Source organism: Allobosea sp. NPDC003192, from assembly GCF_050275675.1.
GTDB lineage: Bacteria > Pseudomonadota > Alphaproteobacteria > Rhizobiales > Beijerinckiaceae > Allobosea.
The window spans coordinates 189,486-207,612 of sequence record NZ_JBNNPK010000010.1 but is presented as its reverse complement, the minus strand read 5'-3'; the positions used below and the strand labels follow the sequence as shown (position 1 = coordinate 207,612).

The following is an 18,127-nucleotide window of genomic DNA, read 5'->3' as shown; positions in this document are numbered from 1 at the left end:
AGCACCATGGCCGAAGCCGCGCGCAAGACCGCCCATAGCCACAAGCTGGCTGAGTTCAACTGGGAAGACCCCTTCCTGATCGACGAGCAGCTCTCCGAGGACGAGCGGCTGATCCGCGACACGGCCCGCCAATACGCGCAGGAGAAGCTGCAGCCGCGCGTCGCCGAGGCCTATCTCGAGGAGAAGACCGAGCGCGGCATCTTCAACGAGATGGGCGAGCTCGGCCTGCTCGGCGTGACGGTCCCGGAAGACTATGGCTGCGCCGGCGCCAACTACGTCTCCTACGGGCTGGTCGCCCGCGAGGTCGAGCGCGTCGACTCCGGCTATCGCTCGATGATGTCGGTGCAATCCTCGCTGGTGATGTACCCGATCTACGCCTATGGCGACGAGAACCAGCGCAAGAAGTACCTGCCCAAGCTCGGCTCGGGCGAATGGGTCGGCTGCTTCGGCCTGACCGAGCCCGACGCCGGCTCCGATCCGGCCGGGATGAAGACCCGGGCCGAGAAGGTCGCCGACGGCTACAAGCTGACGGGATCGAAGATGTGGATCTCGAACTCGCCGATCGCCGACGTCTTCGTCATCTGGGCGAAATCGGCCGCGCATGACAACCAGATCCGCGGCTTCATCCTCGAAAAGGGCATGAAGGGCCTCTCCGCGCCGAAGGTCGGCGGCAAGCTCTCGCTGCGCGCCTCGATCACCGGCGAAGTCGTCATGGACGGCGTGATCGTGCCGGAAGAGAACCTGCTGCCGAACGTCTCGGGCCTGAAGGGTCCGTTCGGCTGCCTCAACCGCGCCCGCTACGGCATCTCCTGGGGCGCGATGGGCGCTGCCGAGGACTGCTTCCACCGCGCCCGCCAATACGGGCTCGACCGCAAGCAGTTCAACAAGCCGCTCGCCCAGACGCAGCTCTTCCAGAAGAAGCTCGCCGACATGGTCACCGAGATCACGCTCGGCCTGCAGGGTTCGCTCCGGGTCGGCCGTCTGCTCGACGAGGGCAAGATGGCGCCGGAGATGATCTCCCTGGTGAAGCGCAACAATTGCGGCAAGGCGCTCGACATCGCTCGCGCGGCCCGCGACATGCACGGCGGCAACGGCATCTCGATCGAGTACCATGTCATGCGCCATGCGGCGAACCTCGAGACGGTCAACACCTATGAGGGCACGCACGACGTTCACGCGCTGATTTTGGGCCGGGCCGTCACCGGGCTGCAGGCGTTCTTCTGATCCTCCCTCTCGGGTCGTCCCGGGCGAGCGCAGCTCGACCCGGGACCCATGCCTGAACCGTTCCGGCATGGGTCCCGGCTCTCCGCTTCGCTGCGGCCGGGACGACGGCGTGGATTTCAATATGACTTCAGCCCCTCCCCTCGCCGGCCTGCGCGTTCTTGAACTGGCGCGCATCCTCGCAGGCCCTTGGATAGGCCAGCTGCTCGCCGATCTCGGCGCCGACGTCGTCAAGGTCGAGGCGCCCGAGGGCGATGATACCCGCAAATGGGGCCCGCCCTTCGTCGAGGGCACGGGCGAGGAGCATCTCTCGGCCGCCTATTTCCATTCGGCCAATCGCGGCAAGCGCTCGATCACGGCCGATTTCCGCACCGAGGAAGGCCAGGCGCTGGTGCATCGCCTCGCGTCCCATGCCGATGTGGTGATCGAGAACTTCAAGGTCGGCGGGCTCGTCAAATACGGGCTCGACGCCGTCTCGATGCGCAAGGCCTATCCGCGGTTAATCTATTGCTCGGTCACGGGCTTCGGCCAGGACGGGCCCTATGCGCCGCGCGCCGGCTACGACTTCCTGGTCCAGGGCATGGGCGGGCCGATGTCGGTCACCGGCGAGCCCCAGGGCGCGCCGATGAAGGCGGGCTATGCCGTCGCCGACATCTATACCGGCCTCTACGCCACCACCGGCATCCTCGCCGCCTTGCGCCGGCGCGACGCGACCGGCGAAGGCGCCGCCCTCGACATGGCGCTGCTCGATGCGCAGGTCGCCGTGCTCGGCAACCAGGCGATGAACTATCTCACCTCGGGCAAGGCGCCTTCGCGCCTCGGCAACGCCCATCCCAACATCGTGCCCTATGACGTCTTCCCGGTGGCGGACGGGCACATCATCATCGCGACCGGCAATGATGGGCAGTGGCGCAAGCTTTGCGAGGCCGTCGGCGACGCCGGCTTCGCCAGCGAGCCGGACTACATCGACAATCGCTCGCGTGTCGCCAACCGCGTCGCCCTGACCGCGCGCCTCAACGCGCTGACCAGCCGCTTCGCCAAGCTCGATCTGCTGGCGAAGCTGGAGGCCGTCGGCGTGCCGGCCGGCCCGATCAACACGATCGAGGAGGTCTTCGCCGATCCGCAGGTCAAGGCCCGCGGCGTGCGCGTCGACCTGAAGAACCCGGCGGCCAAGGCCGGCTCGACCCCGACCGTCGCCTCGCCGATCGTGCTCGACGGCGTCAGGCAGGTCGCGTGCCGGCCGAGCCCGCGCCTCGGCGAGCATGCAGACGAGATCCTGAACGACCCGGCCTGGGGAGGGCCGCACAATGGCTGAGCGCACTGGCGGGCAGATCCTCGTCGACCAACTTCTGATCCACGGCGCGACCGACGCCTTCTGCGTGCCGGGCGAGAGCTATCTCGCCGTGCTCGATGCGCTGCACGACGCCGAGATGAAGGTCACCATCTGCCGGGCCGAGGGCGGCGCGGCGATGATGGCGGAGGCCGCCGGCAAGCTGACCGGTAAGCCCGGCATCTGCTTCGTGACGCGCGGCCCCGGCGCGACCAACGCCTCGCCCGGCATCCATATCGCCGACCAGGACTCGACGCCGATGATCCTGTTCGTCGGCCAGATCGAACGCGGCATGCGCGAGCGCGAGGCCTTCCAGGAACTCGACTACCGCGCCGTCTTCGGCACCATGACCAAATGGGCGACCGAGATCGACGATGCAGCGCGCATCCCCGAGATCATCAGCCGCGCCTTCCATGTCGCGACCGCCGGCCGCCCCGGTCCGGTGGTGATCGCGCTGCCCGAGGACGTGCTGACCGACCTCGCCGATGTGCCGGATGCAGCGCCCTACCAGATCACCGAGACGCACCCGTCCCTGCTGCAGACGATCGACCTGCAAAAGCGGCTCTGGGCGGCCAAGGCGCCGGTCGCCATTCTCGGCGGCTCGCGCTGGGACCCGCAGGCGATCGCGCGCTTCCAGCGCTTCGCCGAGCGTTTCGACCTGCCGGTCGCGGTCTCGTTCCGCCGGCAGATGGTTTTCCCGGCCGATCATCCGAACTTCGCCGGCGATCTCGGCATCGGCCCCAATCCGAAGCTGCTGAAGCGCATCCAGGACAGCGACCTCGTGCTGCTGGTCGGCGGGCGTCTCTCGGAGATGCCGAGCCAGTCCTATACCCTGTTCGGCATTCCCAATCCGGGCCGGCCGCTGGTGCATGTCCATCCCGACCCGGAAGAGCTCGGTCGCGTCTACCGGCCGGAGCTGGCGATCAACGCCTCGCCGACGGCCTTCTGCGCCGCGCTCGAGACCGTGCATCCGCCGCAGGTGATCCCGTGGGCTGGCGCGGCGGCCGAGGCGCATGACGCCTATCTCGCCTGGAGCGAGCAGCCGGCGCCGGTGCCCGGCAAGTTTCACCCCGGCGAGATGGTGACCTGGCTGCGCCGCAACATCCCGGCCGACGCCATCATGTGTAATGGCGCCGGCAATTACGCGACCTGGGTGCACCGCTTCCATCGCTTCACCAAGTTCGCGACCCAGCTCGCGCCGACCAGCGGCTCGATGGGTTATGGCGTGCCGGCGGCGATCGGCGCCAAGCGGCTCTTCCCCGACCGGATGGTGATTGCCTTTGCCGGCGATGGCTGCTTCCTGATGAACGGTCAGGATTTCGCGACGGCCGTGCAGTACGAACTGCCTGTTATCGTCATCGTCGTCGACAACGGCATGTACGGCACCATCCGCATGCACCAGGAGAAGCATTATCCTGGCCGCGTCTCGGCGACGACGCTGAAGAACCCCGACTTCGCCGCCTATGCCAAGGCTTTCGGCGGGCATGGCGAGCGGGTCGAGACGACCGAGGAATTCGCTCCGGCCTTCGAGCGGGCGCTGAGCAGCGGCAAGCCGGCGATCATCCATTGCCTGCTCGATCCAGAGGCGATCACCCCGGCGAAGTCGCTCTCAACCATCCGCGCCGAGGCAATCGCCGCGCAAGGTTGAGGCCACACTGAACTTTCCCGTCCGTTCCTCGTTTCAGAGGAGCGGGCGCCTGATCTAGTCGATTCGATTGCGGCGCTGACGCGAACAAGCGCGACGCAACCGGGCGAGGCAGGAACAGGAGGTTCGGCCATGACGAGACGGATGATCCTGGCAATCGGCATTGCCGGCGGCCTCGCCTTTGCTTCGCAGGCCCAGGCCGCGGGCTTCCTCGATGATCTCACCAGGGCGATCTTCGGCAACCCAGCGCCGCCCGCGATGATCGGCAGCCCGGACGGACCTGCGATCAGGCCGAAACCCAGCAAGCCGCGGCCGGTGAACACGAAGCCGGCGGAGCCTGCAGTCAAGCTCGATCCTGCCAGCGACGCCTATTGGTATCTGCGCGACCCTACCCTTCGGAAAGGCGACATCGTCGTCACCCGCAGCGGCGTCGTTGTCTTCGACGGGCAACGCGCGTCCGGCCATGAAACCAGCGATTTCACTGCGCTCGAAGGAACCAAGCGGTTGCCGAAGGCGCAGCAGCAGACGCTGGAAGCCGCCGCCGCACGCGGACGGGCCTATTTCACCCCGTCAGCCACCGCACCCGTTGTTCCGGCGATGGAAACGAAAATCGATCCCAACGCAACCGCGCAGGCTCAGTAGGTCGCGCGACCGCCGGAGAGATCGAAGATCGCGCCGGTCGAGAAGCTGCATTTGTCGCTGGCAAGCCAGGCGACCAGCTCCGCCAGTTCGTCGACCGTGCCGAGCCGTTTCAGCGGGCTCTTGCCGATCATGGTCGCGACCGTCTCGGCGCTCATCTGCTGCAATAGCTCAGTCTCGATCGCCGCCGGCGCCACCGCGTTGACCAGCACGCCGGTGCCGGCGAGTTCCTTGCCATGGGCCTTGGTCAGCGCGATCACGCCGGCCTTGGCAGCGCTGTAGGCCGAGAGCGTCGGCGTGCCTTCCTTCCCGGCGAGCGAGGCGATGTTGACGATGCGGCCATGGCAGCGCCGCATCATGACATCCGCCACCGCGCGCGAGCAGAGGAAGGTGCCGGTCAGATTAACCGCCTGGACCTTTTGCCATTGCACCAGGGGCGTCTGTGCGACCGTGGTCGAAGGGCCGGTCAGCCCGGCATTGTTGACGAGCACGGCGACCGGTCCGTGCTCACGTTCCGTTCGTTCGAGCGCGGCGGCGACCTGCGCCTCATCGATGACATCGCAGGCGATGAAGGCGTGACCGCCCTCACCTGCCGCCAGGTCCCAAATCACCGGGACGAAGCCCTCCTGCGCCAAACGCTCGCAGACAGCGCGGCCGATGCCCTTGGCGCCGCCGGTGACGACGGCGACCTTCACCGAGACGGCCGGGCTCACGCCGCCTTGGCCTCGTCGAGCTTGGCCGCGACGAGCTTGCGTAGGCTGCGCAGGTCCTTGACGAAGCCGCGAATGCCTTCGGCGAGCTTCTCGGTCGCCATCGGATCCTCGTTCATGGCGAAGCGGAAGGCTTTCTCGTCGAGATCGAGCTTTTGCGACGCCTTGCCGGAGGCTTCGGGCGAGAGCTTGCGGGGGAGGTCACCCGTCGCACCGGCGAGCTCGTCGAGCAGGCCGGGGCCGATGGTCAGACGATCGCAGCCAGCCAGCGCCTCGATCTCGCCGGTGTTGCGGAAGGAGGCGCCCATCACCACCGTGTCGATGCCATAGGCCTTGTAATAGCTGTAGATCGTGCGGACCGAGACGACGCCGGGATCGGTCTCGGCCGTGTAGGGACCACCGCCGGCCTTGACGTGCCAATCGAGGATGCGGCCGACGAAGGGCGAGATCAGGAAGGCCTTGGCATCGGCGGCCGCGACCGCCTGCGGCAGAGCGAAGAGCAGGGTCAGGTTGCAGTCGATGCCCTCGGCCTGCAGGACGCGGGCGGCCTGGATGCCCTCCCAGGTCGAGGCGATCTTGATCAGGATGCGCTCGCGCCCAACGCCGCGCTCCTTATAGGCGGCAATGATGGCGCGCGCTTTGGCGATCGTGGCGTCCGTATCGAAGGAGAGATCGGCGTCGACCTCGGTCGAGACGCGGCCGGGGACGATCTTGGTCAGTTCGGTGCCGAAGGTGACGGCGAGCCGGTCGCAGACCGCCTCGACCGCACCGGTCCCGCCCTGGCGCTTGCCCCAGGCGATCGCCTCCTCGACGAGGCCGGCATAGGCCGGCGTCTCCACCGCCTTGAGCAGCAGCGTCGGATTGGTGGTGCAGTCGACAGGCTTGAGACGGCGCACGGCCTCGATGTCGCCGGTGTCGGCGACGACGGTGGTCATGGCGCGGAGCTGGTCGAGCTTTGAGGCGGTCATCACGTCATCCGTAAGGGTTGCTGTCGGTCCTGCCGTCAATATGAGACCTGCCGGCCGTCATTGCGAGCGAAAGCGAAGCAACCCGGCTCTGCATCAACCCCGGCCGGGTCGCTTCGTCGATGCTTTCGTCAGCTCTTCACAGCACCCGACGTCAGGCCCGTGACCATGTTCTTGCGGAAGCCGTAATAGATCACTGCCGGCGGAATGGCGTAGATCAGGCCGGCTGTCATCAGGAGGTTCCAGGGCGCATCGTCGGCCGAGAGAAAGAGGCCGAGGCCAACGGCGAGCGGCACCGCCCTTTCGCTGGAGAGCAGCAGGAAGGCGTAGAGATACTCGTTCCAGGCGAGCAGCAGCGCGTAGATGCCGATCACCACCATGGAAGGCTTCATCAGCGGCAGGTAGACCAGCCGGAAGAGCTGCAGCGAGTTGGCGCCGTCCATGATCGCGGCTTCGTCGAGCTCCTTGGGCAGTTTGTCCGAAGCCTGCTTCAGCACCCAGATTGCATAGGGCGAGGCGAGCGCAACCATGGCGAGGATCAGCGCGACACGGGTGTTGAGCAGCCCGAAGGTGCCCATCGCCTTGTACATGGGGATGGCGAGGAAGGCGGCCGGGATCAGATAGGTCGCCAGGGCGAAGTTCATGATCGAGCGGCCGCCCGGCGCCTTCAGCCGCGAGATGGCGAAGGCGGCGCAGGTCGCGATGAACAGCGTGATCAGCCCGGTCGCGATCGCGATCAGGAAGCTGTTGAATAGCTGCACCCAGAAATTCGTCAGGTAGTAGTGCTGCTGGTTGAAGACGATCTGGAAGTTCTGCAGCGTCGGCTTCTCCGGCCAGAGCTTGCCGGCGAGCATCGATTCCTGCGTCGAGATCGACAGCACGAAGAGGTGGTAGATCGGCAGCAGCGTCCAGATCAGCACGGGAATGGCGATCAGGATCAGCTTGCCTTCGTCGAGGACCCTTTTCATCACTCGGCTCCCTTCGACAGACGCTTCACCATGAACCAGACCATAGGCAGGATGAGCGGCATCGCGCAGATGATCGAGGCGATGCCGAGGTCGAGATTGTTGTTGCGCATGTAGCGGATGCCGAGCGTCGCCAGGACGTGGTTGAGGTCGCCCGGGCCACCGCCGGTGAGCAGGTAGACGCTGTTGAAGTCGCCGAGCGTCCAGATCATCGAGAGCAGGGTCGAGGTGACATAGAGCGTCGCCAGGGACGGCCAGGTGATGAAGCGGAACTGCTGCCATTTGTTGGCGCCGTCGACGCTGGCGGCCTCGTAGAGGTCCTGCGCGATCGCGAGCCGGCCGGTGACGAGGATCAGCGTCCAGAACGGCAGCGACTTCCAGATATGGACGAGGATCGAGGAGGCGAAGGCGAGCGTCGGGTCGGTCAGCCAGCCCGGGCCCTCGACGATGCCGAACCACTGGAAGAGCTGCTGGTTGATCATGCCGTTCTCGGGGTTGAGCATGATCCGGAAGGACAGGATGGTCGGGATCGAAGGCACCGCCCAGGGCAGGATGAACAGCACCAACATGAAGCGCACCCAGGCGCGCTGCTGGACGAAGAAGCCCGAGAGGAACAGTGCGATGATGAACTTCAGGTTCACCGCGATGAACAGGAAGACGATGGTATTGACGACCGTGCGGAAGAAGATCGGGTCGGCGAAGAGCGCCTTGTAGGACTGCCAGTTGAGGCCGAGCCAGAGGCCGTAGGCGACGGGGTAGACCACCATCACCGCGAAGACGAGGAGATAAGGCGCGAGCATGAGCACGCCCCAGAGCACGCGGTCGCGCGCCTGCCCGGACGTAGCCTCGCTTGAAACGGTCGTGGGGGGTGCCATCGCCGTGGTGGTCATCTTGTTGTTCTCCCTCGATACGCCCTGCCAGCGGAGACGGGCCGGCATCCCGCGGCGCGTGCGCCGCGGGATGCCGTATTTGTCGGCTTCGCGTTATCCCGGCGTCAGCCGGCGATCTGCTTGATGCGGGCGATCATCTCGTCGACCGCCTGCTCGGGCGAGATCTTGTCCTGGACGACGCGGTTGACCGCCTTGGCCCAGACGTTCTCGGCATTCACCGTGGTGAACTTGTAGTTGTAGACGAACTGGAACGGCACGGTGCCGTCCGTGTATTGCTTGTAGACGATCTTGCGATGCGGGTCGGCGCCGGTCCAGAACTCGGCCTTGGCGGCTTCGATCGTGGTCGGGAACCAGCGGCCGACCGAACCCTCGACGAAGGGACGCAGATTCTCGTCCTTCATCATGAAGGCCATGAATTCCTTGCCGCGCTTCTTGTTCTTGCCGTCGGCGAAGACGACGGCGGTCTTGACCGCGGCGAGGTTGGTCATCGGCGAGCCGTCCGGCTTGTTCGGGAACTCGGCCGTGCGGATGTTGTCGTAATAGTTCTTCTTGGCCTGATCACGCTGCTCCTGCGTCAGAGCCTGATTGTTCATGTCGTCGAGGTGCTTGGCCGCGATCGAGATCGTAGCGTTGTGGGTCAGCACCGTCGTGCGGTTGTGGAAGGCGACGTTGTTGTCGGGGTCGAGCCAGTTCACCGAGGAGGGCGGCGTACAGCCGCGCTGGGAGATGTTGGAATAGTCCTTGACCGCCTTGACCATGGCCGCCTTGTTGGCCGGCTGGTCGAGCACGATCTTGCCGTCCTCGTCGACGACCTTGGCGTTATGGGCGTTGGCGAAGGTCAGGAAGGAGTAGAAGGTGTCCGAGGCGGCGACGCCCATCGGATGGCCAACGGCGTAGATGCGCTTGCCTTTGGAGCGCAGCGCGCCCTGGACCTTGTCGCACCAGAAGTCCCAGTAACCGTCCCAGCCCTTCGGAATGTCGCTTTCCTTGAAGCCGGCTTCTTCCAGCATGTCCTTCCAGTAGGTGATGTGCATCATCTGCTGCTGGACCGGGAAGGCGTAATAGGCCTTCTTCTTGGTCTTGTCGTTCATCAGCAAGGTCGTCGCCAGCGCCTGCGGCTGGATCTGCGCCTTGATCGGCTCCAGCACGTCGGTGACGTCCTCGAGCTTGCCCTCGAAGGCCCATTGCCCGGTGGTGCGGAAGTCATAGGTGGTGCAGAAGCCGACATCCGGCGGCGTGCCGGCCTGGACGGCACCGACCGACTTGGTGACGCAGTCTTCCGTCGCATAGAGGGAGAGGTCGACCTTGACGCCCGTCGCCTTCTGGAATTTGTCTACGACGGCGAGCAGCGCGTCGTCCTCGCCCTTGTAGAAGCCCTTGGTGAACCAGACCGTCACCGTCTCCTGGGCGAGCGCCGCTCCGGACCAACCGGCGGCGATGGCGGCCAAGGCTGCGCCGGCAGCCAGAGAGCGCACGGATTTCATGGTAACCTCCCATTTCAAACGTTTAAATTGAGCTTTTTTGCCCGCTCCTCATAAACACTAGTCGATCAGCCATGCAACTCACAAGCGGCTGGGTTGCACGATTTTCATGCGACGCTCGACCGACCGCTTCGACGAGAACCCGCGTGAATCGGCTTTGACGGCGCAGCCCCGCCGCGTCAAAGAAGACAATGTCACGGATGTGTCATGAGCGCAGCTTACCCCGCGCCGCACGATCCATACCCTGACGTTCGCGCGATCTTGCTGCGCGGCAGAGCCAACCGGAGTTTCCCATGCGCGCCCTCGCAATCGCCGCCCTTGCGCTCGGCCTCGCTGTTCCGGCGATCGACGCCGCCTTCGCAGTCGAAGGCAAGCTGGTGCTCTACACCAGCCAGCCCAACACCGACGCACAGCAGACGATCGACGCCTTCAAGGCGAAATACCCCAAGGTCGAGATCAGCTTCGTTCGGGACGGTACGCCGCGCGTGATGGCCAAGCTCCGGGCCGAGATCGAGGCCGGCGCGCCACAGGCCGACGTGCTGCTGATCGCGGACGCTGTGACCATGGAAGGCCTGAAGAAGGAAGGCCGCCTGCTTGCCCATGACAAGGCCGATGTCTCGGCCTTCCCGGCCGGCGTGCACGATCCCGCGAAGATGTGGTTCGCGACCAAGCTGATCACCACCGGCATCGTCTACAACACCAAGGCGGCGCTGAAGCCCGAAAGCTGGCTCGACCTCGCCAAGCCCGAGGTCAAGAACCAGCTCGCCATGCCGAGCCCGCTGAATTCGGGCGCCGCGATGATCCACACGATCACGCTGACCGGCAACCTGCCGGGCGGCTGGAGCTTCTACGAAAAGCTGAAGGAGAACGGCACGCTCGCGGCCGGCGCCAATGGCGACATCCTGCGCCAAGTCGCCACCGGCGAGAAGCTCTACGGCATGATCGTCGACTTCATGCCGATTCGCGAGAAGGCCAAGGGCGCTCCGGTCGAGTTCGTCTTCCCGAAGGAAGGTGTCTCGGCGGTGAGCGAGCCGGTCGCGATCCTGAAGAGCAGCAAGAACCCGGAAGCTGCCAAAGCCCTGGTCGACTTCCTGATCTCCAAGGACGGCCAGGAGCTCGCGCTGAAGCAGGGCTATGTCTCGGCTCATCCCGACGTCGCCCTGCCGGCAGGCTATCCCTCGCGCGGCGCGATCAAGCTGATGCCGTTCGACGCCGCCAAGGCGCTGGCCGACGAGCCGGCCGCCCGCAAGCGCTTCAGCGCGATCTTCGAAGGCTGAGGCCCGATCAGACCGGTCCAGGCACCGACACGATGACGCTCGCAGCACCCGCAGAGCTCCGGCAGGCCGGTATCCGCCCGGCCTTTCCCGGCCTCGCGCTGCCGGCCGGCCTCGGCTTGCCGGTGCTGCTGCTGCTGTGCGCAACGCTGTTCGGCGCCCTGCCCTTCCTGCGGCTGCTGATTGCGGCCTTCGCTCCGGGTTGGCAATTCGCACCCGAGGCGGCGCTGGCCGAGATCACCAGCCGCGCCGCGGTCAACGCGACCCTGCACACCTTCGAGACGGCCGGCCTTTCGGCGCTCGGCGCGTTGCTGATCGGCGGCACGACGGCGATCCTGCTCGCCGTCACCGACGTGCGTGGCAAGCGGCCGCTTGCCTTCGCGCTGGTGTTCTCGATGATGATCGCGCCGCAGGTGGCGGCGCTCGCCTTCCTCAGCCTGTTCGCGCCGAGCTCGGCTCTGCTCGGCATGCTCGGGCTCGCTCCCGAGCCCGGCACCCCCAATCCCCTGCTCGGGCGCGGCGGCATCATCCTGGTGATGGCACTGCACCATGCCCCGCTGGTCGCGATCACGCTCTGGACAGGTTTGCGCAGCGTGCCGCATGCATTGGTCGAGGCCGCGCAGATGGAAGGCGCGGCGCCCGCCACCATCGTCGGGCGCATCCTGCTGCCGGTGCTGCGGCCGCAGATCATCGCCGCGGCGCTGCTCGCCTTCGTCGCCGGCATCGGCAATTTCGGCATCCCGGCCCTGCTTGGCCTGCCGGTGAACTACCTGACCTTGCCGACGCTGATCTATCGCCGGCTGTCGAGCTTCGGCCCGGCCGGGCTGCCGGATGCCGCAGCGCTCTCGCTGCTGGTCGCGCTCGTCGCCGGCTGCGGCATCGTCGCCAGCCTGATCGCGACGCGCCGCGGCGGCGGCAAGGTCGAGATCGAGCGGCCCCTGCAGCCGTTCTGGCAGCTCGGCACCGCGCGCCCCTTCGTCGCTGCCGGCCTCTGGCTGCTGATCGCGCTCAAGCTCGGCCTGCCGCTGCTGGCGCTGATCGGCGAGGCGCTGACGCCGGCGCTCGGGGTTGTCCTCACCTGGCAGAATCTCACCTTCGACAAGTTCGCCGAGGTGCTGCTGCGCCAGGACGTGACGGTGCGCGCCTTCCGCAATTCCTTCCTGTTCGCCGGTACCGCCGCCGTACTGCTGGCTTTCCTCTCGATCGCCTTCGCCTACGGGCTGGAGCGGCGCATGGGCAAGCTCAGGCGCGTCGTCGACGTGGTGATCGAACTGCCCTACGCGCTGCCCGGCGTCGTGCTCGCCATCGCCTGCATCCTGATGTTCCTGAAGCCGCTGCCGCTGATCGGCGTCAGCATCTACGCCACGCCCTTCATCATCCTCTTCGCCTATATGGCCCGCTTCCTGCCGCTGGCGCTGAAGGCCCCGGTCGCGGCTATGGCCCAGATCGAGGCGCACCACGAGGAAGCCGCCAGGCTCGACGGCGCCGGCCTCTGGCAGATGCTGCGTTTCATCGTCGCCCCGATCCTGGCGCCGGCGGCGGCCGTCAGCGGGCTGATGGTCTTCCTCGTCGCCTTCAACGAACTCACCGTCTCGGCACTGCTCTGGTCGTCCGGCACCGAGACGCTCGGGGTCGTGCTGTTCAGCCTGAAGGAAGCCGGGCTCGCCGGGGAAGCTGCCGCGGTGGCGATCAGCGCCTGCGCGGTGATCCTTGCCGTGATGCTCGGGCTCGACGCGCTCGGCCGCAAGCTGCCGGCGAACATCCTGCCCTGGCGGATCTGAGCGGCAGCGTCCTGCCGCCCTGATAAGAGCGCCTTATCAGGGCGATCCAGACCGACATAGTTAAGCCCAATTTAACGTTACGGCAGGATGGTCTGCCGCATGGAGTTCGCCCTTCCGCCGCGAAGCAGAGCTTGCAACCCGCCGCATACCTCGCCGGCGCCGATCAGGGACTTGTGAGTTCAATGGCCTATCGCGCAAACGGACGCCGCCAGAGCGAGCCCATCGACGATCAGCTCAAGGTCCTCCTCGTCGAGGATTCACGGACCTATGCGCTGGCGCTGTCGCGCCGCCTGGAAGCCGAGCTGCGCCTGCCCATCGTCGTCTGCCAGTCGCTCAACGAGCTGCACGAGGTCGTCACCGAGAACCGCGCCGCCTATACCATGGCCGTGGTCGACCTGAACCTGCCCGACGCGCCGCATGGCGAGGCCATCGACTTCACGGTGCAGCGCGGCATTCCCACTATCGTCCACACCGCGAGCTACGATCTCGACACGCGCAACCGGATCATGGAGCGCGATGTCATCGACTATGTCCCCAAGGACAGCGCCTTCACGCTGGAGACCGTGGTCGCCACCGCCAGACGCGCGCTCGCCAACCGGCAGACCCGCATCCTGGTCGTCGACGACGTCTCTGCGACCCGCAAGCTGCTCGCCCATATGTTGAAGGTGCAGCAGTACCAGGTGATCGAGGCAAGCTCCGGCGACCAGGCGCTGTCGCTGCTTCAGAACGATCCCGACATCCGGCTTGTGGTGAGCGACTACTATATGCCTGACCTCGACGGCTACGAGCTGACGCGCCGCATCCGCCGGCAGTTCGCATCCGATCGGCTGCGCGTGATCGGCGTCTCCTCGTCGAGCGACCGCATGGTTTCGGTCGGCTTTCTCAAGGCGGGCGCGAACGACTTCATCTCGATGCCGTTCATTCCGGAAGAGCTGCAATGCCGGATCGCCAGCAATGTCGAGACGCTTGAGCAGCTCGTGCAGCTCCACAGCCTGGCCTCGCGCGATGCCTTGACCGGGCTGTTCAACCGGCGCCACTTCTTCGCGAATGCCGGCAGGCTGATCGAGGACGCACAGGCGAAGAAGCGAAAGAGTGCCGTCGCCATCCTCGACATCGATGACTTCAAGCAGCTGAACGACAGCCATGGTCATGATTTCGGCGACCAGGCGCTCGCCAGCGTGGCGCGATGCCTCGCCCAGTCGATCGAAGGCAGCGGCCACCTGCTCGCCCGCATCGGCGGCGAAGAGTTCGCCATCCTGTTCCCGGGCCTCGACGCCAAGGCGGCGATGCGCATCAGCGATCACATCCGGCTCGACATCTCGCACGAAACGCTGCTGGTCGACGACCAGCAGGTCACGCTGACGGTCTCGATCGGCGTCGCGGAGATCGATGCAGCAAGCAGGTTCGACCAGCACCTGATCGCCGCCGACCGCGCGCTCTACGTGGCCAAACGCGAGGGACGCAATCGCGTGCGCCTCGCGGAGTAACCACGCACAGGTTTAGCCCGCCGCGGCGAGACGAGCGCCGCCAGCAGCCAGCTCACCCATCAGCAGGGCGCGGTTGGCCTTCGACTCGCGCACGATGAAGTCGACGACCGCCCGCACCCGCGCCACATCCTTGAGATCGGCGTGGACGAGCAGCCAGAAGGAGCGCGTGATCGAGACGCTCTCCGGCAGCACCGGCACGAGCCGCGGCTCGTCGACCGCCATGAAATGGTGGATGACCCCGATGCCGGCGCCTGCGGCGACCGCGTTCATCTGCGCCAGAACGCTAGAACTCTGGATGTGGGCACGCAGGCCCTTGGCGACCTCGTCGAGATAGTCGAGTTCGGGCGTGAAGATCAGGTCGTCGATATAGCCGACGACGCGATGGCCGAAGAGATCCTCGGCCGCTGTGATCGGCGGCATGGTGTCGAGATAGTCCTGCGAGGCGTAGAGCCCGAGCCGATAGTCGCAAAGCTTGCGCGCGACGACCTTGCCCTCCTTGGGCGGGGCGAGCGTGATCGCGACATCGGCCTCGCGCTTCGACAGCGAGAGCAGGCGCGGCATGGCGATGAGCTGCAGTTCCAACCCGGGATAGGCCTTGGTGAGCGCAGCGAAACGGGACGCCAGGAAGGTCGAGCCGAAGCCATCAGGTGCGCCGATCCGGACCGTGCCGGAGAGCGCCATGTCGGCCCCGCCGATCTCGCTCTGGATCGCCAGCGCCTCGGTCTCCATGCTCTCGGCCTTGGCCAGCAACTGCTCGCCATGACCGGTCAGCGCATAGCCCTGCGGGCGACGCTCGAACAATTTGGCCTTGAGCGATTCCTCCAGCGAGGTGATGCGGCGTGAAACGGTGGCATGGTCGGCGCCGAGGCGGCGCGCCGCCGCAGTCAGCCGGCCCGAGCGGGCCACGGCGAGAAAAAAGCGCAGGTCGTCCCAGTCGAACCGTTCCATGGCGCTTCTCCCATATCTGTGTTTTCGCACGACGCTGGTCGATATCCGCCTATAGTCGTGCGCAAACGATAATGATAGGGGTAGCGCCAATCAGCAGCACACGACTTTAGGGGAGGATGCCATGCGTCAGATCGGTCACTTCATCGGCGGCAAGCACGTCGCCGGCACCTCGGGCCGCACGGCCGACGTCTACCAGCCGATGGACGGCTCGGTGATCGGCAAGGTTGCGCTCGCTTCCGCCGCCGAGATGCGCGCCGCGGTCGAGAACGCCGCCGAAGCCCAGCCGAAATGGGCGGCGGTCAATCCGCAGCGCCGGGCCCGCGTGCTGATGAAGTTCCTCGACCTGATCGCGCAGAACAATGACGAGCTCGCCGAGCTGCTCGCCCGCGAGCACGGCAAGACCATTCCCGACGCCAAGGGCGACATCCAGCGCGGCGTCGAGGTCGTCGAGTTCTCGCTCGGCGTGCCCAATCTGATGAAGGGCGAGTTCACCGACGGCGCCGGCCCCGGCATCGACATCTACTCGCTGCGCCAGCCGCTCGGCGTCGTCGCCGGCATCACCCCGTTCAACTTCCCGGCCATGATCCCGCTCTGGAAGCTCGGCCCCGCCATCGCCTGCGGCAATGCCTTCATCCTGAAGCCGTCCGAGCGCGACCCCGGCGTGCCGATGCGCCTGGCAGAGCTCTTCGTCGAAGCGGGCGGACCTCCCGGCATCCTCAACGTCGTCAACGGCGACAAGGAGGCGGTCGACGCCATCCTCGACGACCACGACATCAAGGCCGTCGGCTTCGTCGGCTCGACCCCGATCGCCGAGTACATCTACGCCCGCGGCTGCGCCAACGGTAAGCGCGTGCAGTGCTTCGGCGGCGCCAAGAACCACATGATCATCATGCCCGACGCCGACATGGACCAGGCGGTCGACGCGCTGATCGGCGCCGGCTACGGCTCGGCCGGCGAGCGCTGCATGGCGATCTCGGTCGCGGTCCCGGTCGGCAAGGCCACCGCCGAGGAGTTGGTCAAGCGTCTCATCCCCCGCGTCGAAAGCCTCAAGATCGGCCCCTCGACCGACATCTCGGCCGATTACGGCCCGGTCGTCACCAAGGCGGCGATGGAGAAGATCAAGTCCTATGTCGACATCGGCATCGGCGAGGGCGCCAAGCTCGTCGTCGACGGCCGCGACTTCAAGATGCAGGGCTACGAGAACGGCTTCTATGTCGGCGGCTGCCTGTTCGACAACGTCACCAAGGACATGCGCATCTACAAGGAGGAGATCTTCGGCCCCGTCCTCTCCGTGCTGCGCACCGAGAGCTATGACGAGGCGCTGAAGCTCACCAACGACCATGAATACGGCAACGGCACCGCGATCTACACCCGCGACGGTGACGCCGCCCGCGACTTCGCCTCGAAGGTCCAGGTCGGCATGGTCGGCATCAACGTGCCGATCCCGGTTCCGCTGGCCTACTACACCTTCGGCGGCTGGAAGCGCTCGTCCTTCGGCGATCTCAACCAACACGGCCCGGATTCGATCCGCTTCTACACCAAGACCAAGACGGTGACGGCGCGCTGGCCCTCGGGCATCAAGGACGGCGCCAGCTTCGTCATCCCGACGATGAACTGAGCCGGCGGCGAAGGAGATCGGATCGTGTTCTCCCTAACCGAAGACCAGATTGCGATCCGCGACATGGCCCAGGGTTTCGCTGCCGAAACCCTGGCGCCGCATGCCGTGCGCTGGGACGAGGAGAAGCATTTCCCGGTCGAGGAAATGCGCCAGGCGGCGGCGCTCGGCATGGGCGGCATCTACATCCGCGACGATGTCGGCGGTTCCGGCCTGTCACGTCTCGACGCAGCGGTAATCTTCGAGGCGCTCTCGACGGGCTGCCCGACGGTCGCCGCCTATATCTCGATCCACAACATGTGCGCCTGGATGATCGACCGCTACGGGTCGGACGAGCAGCGCCATAAGTTCCTGCCGAAGCTCTGCAGCATGGAGCATCTGGCGAGCTATTGCCTGACCGAGCCGGGCGCCGGCTCGGACGCCGCGGCGCTGAAGACCAAAGCCGTGCTCGACGGCGACCATTACGTGCTCGACGGCCAGAAGCAGTTCATCTCCGGCGCCGGCGTCTCCGACATCTATGTCGTGATGGTCCGCACCGGCGAGGCCGGTCCATCCGGCATCTCGACCATCGTCGTCGAGAAGGGCACGCCCGGCCTCTCCTTCGGCGCCAACGAGAAGAAGATGGGCTGGAACGCCCAGCCGACGCGGGCAGTGGTCTTCGAGAATTGCCGCGTGCCCGTCGCAAACCGGATCGGCCCGGAAGGCATCGGCTTCAAGATCGCCATGGCCGGGCTCGACGGCGGCCGGCTCAATATCGGCGCCTGCTCGATCGGCGGGGCGCAGGGCGCGCTCGACAAGGCCCTCAGCTATGCGCAGGAGCGCAAGGCCTTCGGCTCCCGCATCGCCGATTTCCAGGCGCTGCAGTTCAAGCTCGCCGACATGGCGATCGAGCTCGAGGCTGCCCGCACCTTCCTCTGGCGCGCCGCGGCGGCGCTCGACGCCAAGACGCCGGATGCCAGCAAGCTCTGCGCCATGGCCAAGCGCGTCGCGACGGATACTGGCTTCGAGGTAGCCAACCAGGCGCTGCAGATCCATGGCGGCTATGGCTATCTCGCCGATTACGGCATCGAGAAGATCGTCCGCGATCTCAGGGTCCACCAGATCCTGGAAGGGACCAACGAGGTGATGCGGATGATCGTGGCGCGCTCGCTGGTCGGGCGGGCGAAGGGGAATTGA

Annotated in this window: 15 protein-coding genes; 9 read left to right on the top strand and 6 right to left on the bottom strand. The window is 66.2% G+C overall.

Annotation, left to right across the window (positions count from 1 at the left end):
• The first annotated feature begins 6 nt into the window (after window positions 1-6).
• From ACQKLX_RS15925 to ACQKLX_RS15910, 4 genes are all read left to right on the top strand, one after another.
• A complete protein-coding gene (locus tag ACQKLX_RS15925) occupies window positions 7-1,224 on the top strand; it encodes an acyl-CoA dehydrogenase (RefSeq protein ID WP_427362535.1) in 1,218 nt (405 codons plus the stop codon).
• 121 nt (window positions 1,225-1,345) lie between these two features.
• The gene (locus ACQKLX_RS15920) at window positions 1,346-2,536 is read left to right on the top strand and encodes a CaiB/BaiF CoA transferase family protein (RefSeq protein WP_427362534.1); all 1,191 of its coding nucleotides are present in this window, start codon (window positions 1,346-1,348) and stop codon (window positions 2,534-2,536) included.
• The gene (locus ACQKLX_RS15915) at window positions 2,529-4,199 is read left to right on the top strand and encodes a thiamine pyrophosphate-binding protein (protein ID WP_427362533.1); all 1,671 of its coding nucleotides are present in this window, start codon (window positions 2,529-2,531) and stop codon (window positions 4,197-4,199) included. The genes ACQKLX_RS15920 and ACQKLX_RS15915 overlap by 8 nt, the downstream gene beginning before the upstream one ends.
• 141 nt (window positions 4,200-4,340) lie before the next feature.
• Window positions 4,341-4,838, top strand: coding sequence for a hypothetical protein (locus tag ACQKLX_RS15910; protein WP_427362532.1), 498 nt, complete (start codon window positions 4,341-4,343; stop codon window positions 4,836-4,838).
• Here ACQKLX_RS15910 and ACQKLX_RS15905 read toward each other — a convergent pair.
• The 5 genes from ACQKLX_RS15905 to ACQKLX_RS15885 form a co-directional block, all read right to left on the bottom strand.
• Window positions 4,832-5,548 carry an SDR family NAD(P)-dependent oxidoreductase gene (locus ACQKLX_RS15905; protein ID WP_427362531.1) on the bottom strand — a complete coding sequence of 239 codons (717 nt, stop codon included), beginning with the start codon at window positions 5,546-5,548 and terminating at the stop codon, window positions 4,832-4,834. The genes ACQKLX_RS15910 and ACQKLX_RS15905 overlap by 7 nt on opposite strands.
• Window positions 5,545-6,513, bottom strand: coding sequence for a transaldolase (gene tal / locus ACQKLX_RS15900; RefSeq protein ID WP_427362530.1), 969 nt, complete (start codon window positions 6,511-6,513; stop codon window positions 5,545-5,547). The genes ACQKLX_RS15905 and tal overlap by 4 nt, the downstream gene beginning before the upstream one ends.
• A gap of 128 nt (window positions 6,514-6,641) precedes the next feature.
• Window positions 6,642-7,478 carry a carbohydrate ABC transporter permease gene (locus tag ACQKLX_RS15895; protein ID WP_427362529.1) on the bottom strand — a complete coding sequence of 279 codons (837 nt, stop codon included), beginning with the start codon at window positions 7,476-7,478 and terminating at the stop codon, window positions 6,642-6,644.
• A complete protein-coding gene (locus tag ACQKLX_RS15890) occupies window positions 7,478-8,365 on the bottom strand; it encodes a carbohydrate ABC transporter permease (protein ID WP_427362528.1) in 888 nt (295 codons plus the stop codon). The genes ACQKLX_RS15895 and ACQKLX_RS15890 overlap by 1 nt, the downstream gene beginning before the upstream one ends.
• Window positions 8,366-8,469: 104 nt before the next feature.
• Complete coding sequence (locus ACQKLX_RS15885) at window positions 8,470-9,840, bottom strand: ABC transporter substrate-binding protein (protein WP_427362559.1); 1,371 nt, start codon at window positions 9,838-9,840, stop codon at window positions 8,470-8,472.
• Window positions 9,841-10,139: 299 nt separating this feature from the next.
• On the opposite strand from ACQKLX_RS15885, the gene ACQKLX_RS15880 reads away from it, so the two are divergent.
• From ACQKLX_RS15880 to ACQKLX_RS15870, 3 genes are all read left to right on the top strand, one after another.
• Window positions 10,140-11,123: an ABC transporter substrate-binding protein gene (locus ACQKLX_RS15880; protein ID WP_427362527.1), complete on the top strand. Its 984-nt coding sequence runs from the start codon at window positions 10,140-10,142 to the stop codon at window positions 11,121-11,123.
• 32 nt (window positions 11,124-11,155) lie between these two features.
• Window positions 11,156-12,901: an ABC transporter permease gene (locus ACQKLX_RS15875; RefSeq protein WP_427362526.1), complete on the top strand. Its 1,746-nt coding sequence runs from the start codon at window positions 11,156-11,158 to the stop codon at window positions 12,899-12,901.
• Window positions 12,902-13,083: 182 nt separating this feature from the next.
• The gene (locus tag ACQKLX_RS15870) at window positions 13,084-14,388 is read left to right on the top strand and encodes a diguanylate cyclase (protein ID WP_427362525.1); all 1,305 of its coding nucleotides are present in this window, start codon (window positions 13,084-13,086) and stop codon (window positions 14,386-14,388) included.
• A 12-nt stretch (window positions 14,389-14,400) separates the two neighbouring features.
• On the opposite strand, the gene ACQKLX_RS15865 is transcribed toward ACQKLX_RS15870, so the two are convergent.
• Window positions 14,401-15,336, bottom strand: coding sequence for a LysR family transcriptional regulator (locus ACQKLX_RS15865; RefSeq protein WP_427362524.1), 936 nt, complete (start codon window positions 15,334-15,336; stop codon window positions 14,401-14,403).
• Window positions 15,337-15,457: 121 nt separating this feature from the next.
• Between ACQKLX_RS15865 and ACQKLX_RS15860 the strand changes: the two genes are divergently transcribed.
• The gene (locus ACQKLX_RS15860; RefSeq protein ID WP_427362523.1) at window positions 15,458-16,954 is read left to right on the top strand and encodes a CoA-acylating methylmalonate-semialdehyde dehydrogenase; all 1,497 of its coding nucleotides are present in this window, start codon (window positions 15,458-15,460) and stop codon (window positions 16,952-16,954) included.
• A 21-nt stretch (window positions 16,955-16,975) separates the two neighbouring features.
• Window positions 16,976-18,127 carry an isobutyryl-CoA dehydrogenase gene (locus ACQKLX_RS15855; protein ID WP_427362558.1) on the top strand — a complete coding sequence of 384 codons (1,152 nt, stop codon included), beginning with the start codon at window positions 16,976-16,978 and terminating at the stop codon, window positions 18,125-18,127.

What these genes read in the sequence shown, in the direction of transcription:
- ACQKLX_RS15880 (WP_427362527.1), top strand. Translation starts at nt 10,140, where the DNA reads ATGCGCGCCCTCGCAATCGCCGCCCTTGCGCTCGGCCTCGCTGTTCCG.
- ACQKLX_RS15920 (WP_427362534.1), top strand. Translation starts at nt 1,346, where the DNA reads ATGACTTCAGCCCCTCCCCTCGCCGGCCTGCGCGTTCTTGAACTGGCG.
- ACQKLX_RS15895 (WP_427362529.1), bottom strand. Translation starts at nt 7,478, where the DNA reads ATGAAAAGGGTCCTCGACGAAGGCAAGCTGATCCTGATCGCCATTCCC.
- ACQKLX_RS15890 (WP_427362528.1), bottom strand. Translation starts at nt 8,365, where the DNA reads ATGACCACCACGGCGATGGCACCCCCCACGACCGTTTCAAGCGAGGCT.
- tal (WP_427362530.1), bottom strand. Translation starts at nt 6,513, where the DNA reads ATGACCGCCTCAAAGCTCGACCAGCTCCGCGCCATGACCACCGTCGTC.
- ACQKLX_RS15925 (WP_427362535.1), top strand. Translation starts at nt 7, where the DNA reads ATGGCCGAAGCCGCGCGCAAGACCGCCCATAGCCACAAGCTGGCTGAG.
- ACQKLX_RS15915 (WP_427362533.1), top strand. Translation starts at nt 2,529, where the DNA reads ATGGCTGAGCGCACTGGCGGGCAGATCCTCGTCGACCAACTTCTGATC.
- ACQKLX_RS15860 (WP_427362523.1), top strand. Translation starts at nt 15,458, where the DNA reads ATGCGTCAGATCGGTCACTTCATCGGCGGCAAGCACGTCGCCGGCACC.
- ACQKLX_RS15865 (WP_427362524.1), bottom strand. Translation starts at nt 15,336, where the DNA reads ATGGAACGGTTCGACTGGGACGACCTGCGCTTTTTTCTCGCCGTGGCC.
- ACQKLX_RS15910 (WP_427362532.1), top strand. Translation starts at nt 4,341, where the DNA reads ATGATCCTGGCAATCGGCATTGCCGGCGGCCTCGCCTTTGCTTCGCAG.
- ACQKLX_RS15870 (WP_427362525.1), top strand. Translation starts at nt 13,084, where the DNA reads ATGGCCTATCGCGCAAACGGACGCCGCCAGAGCGAGCCCATCGACGAT.
- ACQKLX_RS15875 (WP_427362526.1), top strand. Translation starts at nt 11,156, where the DNA reads ATGACGCTCGCAGCACCCGCAGAGCTCCGGCAGGCCGGTATCCGCCCG.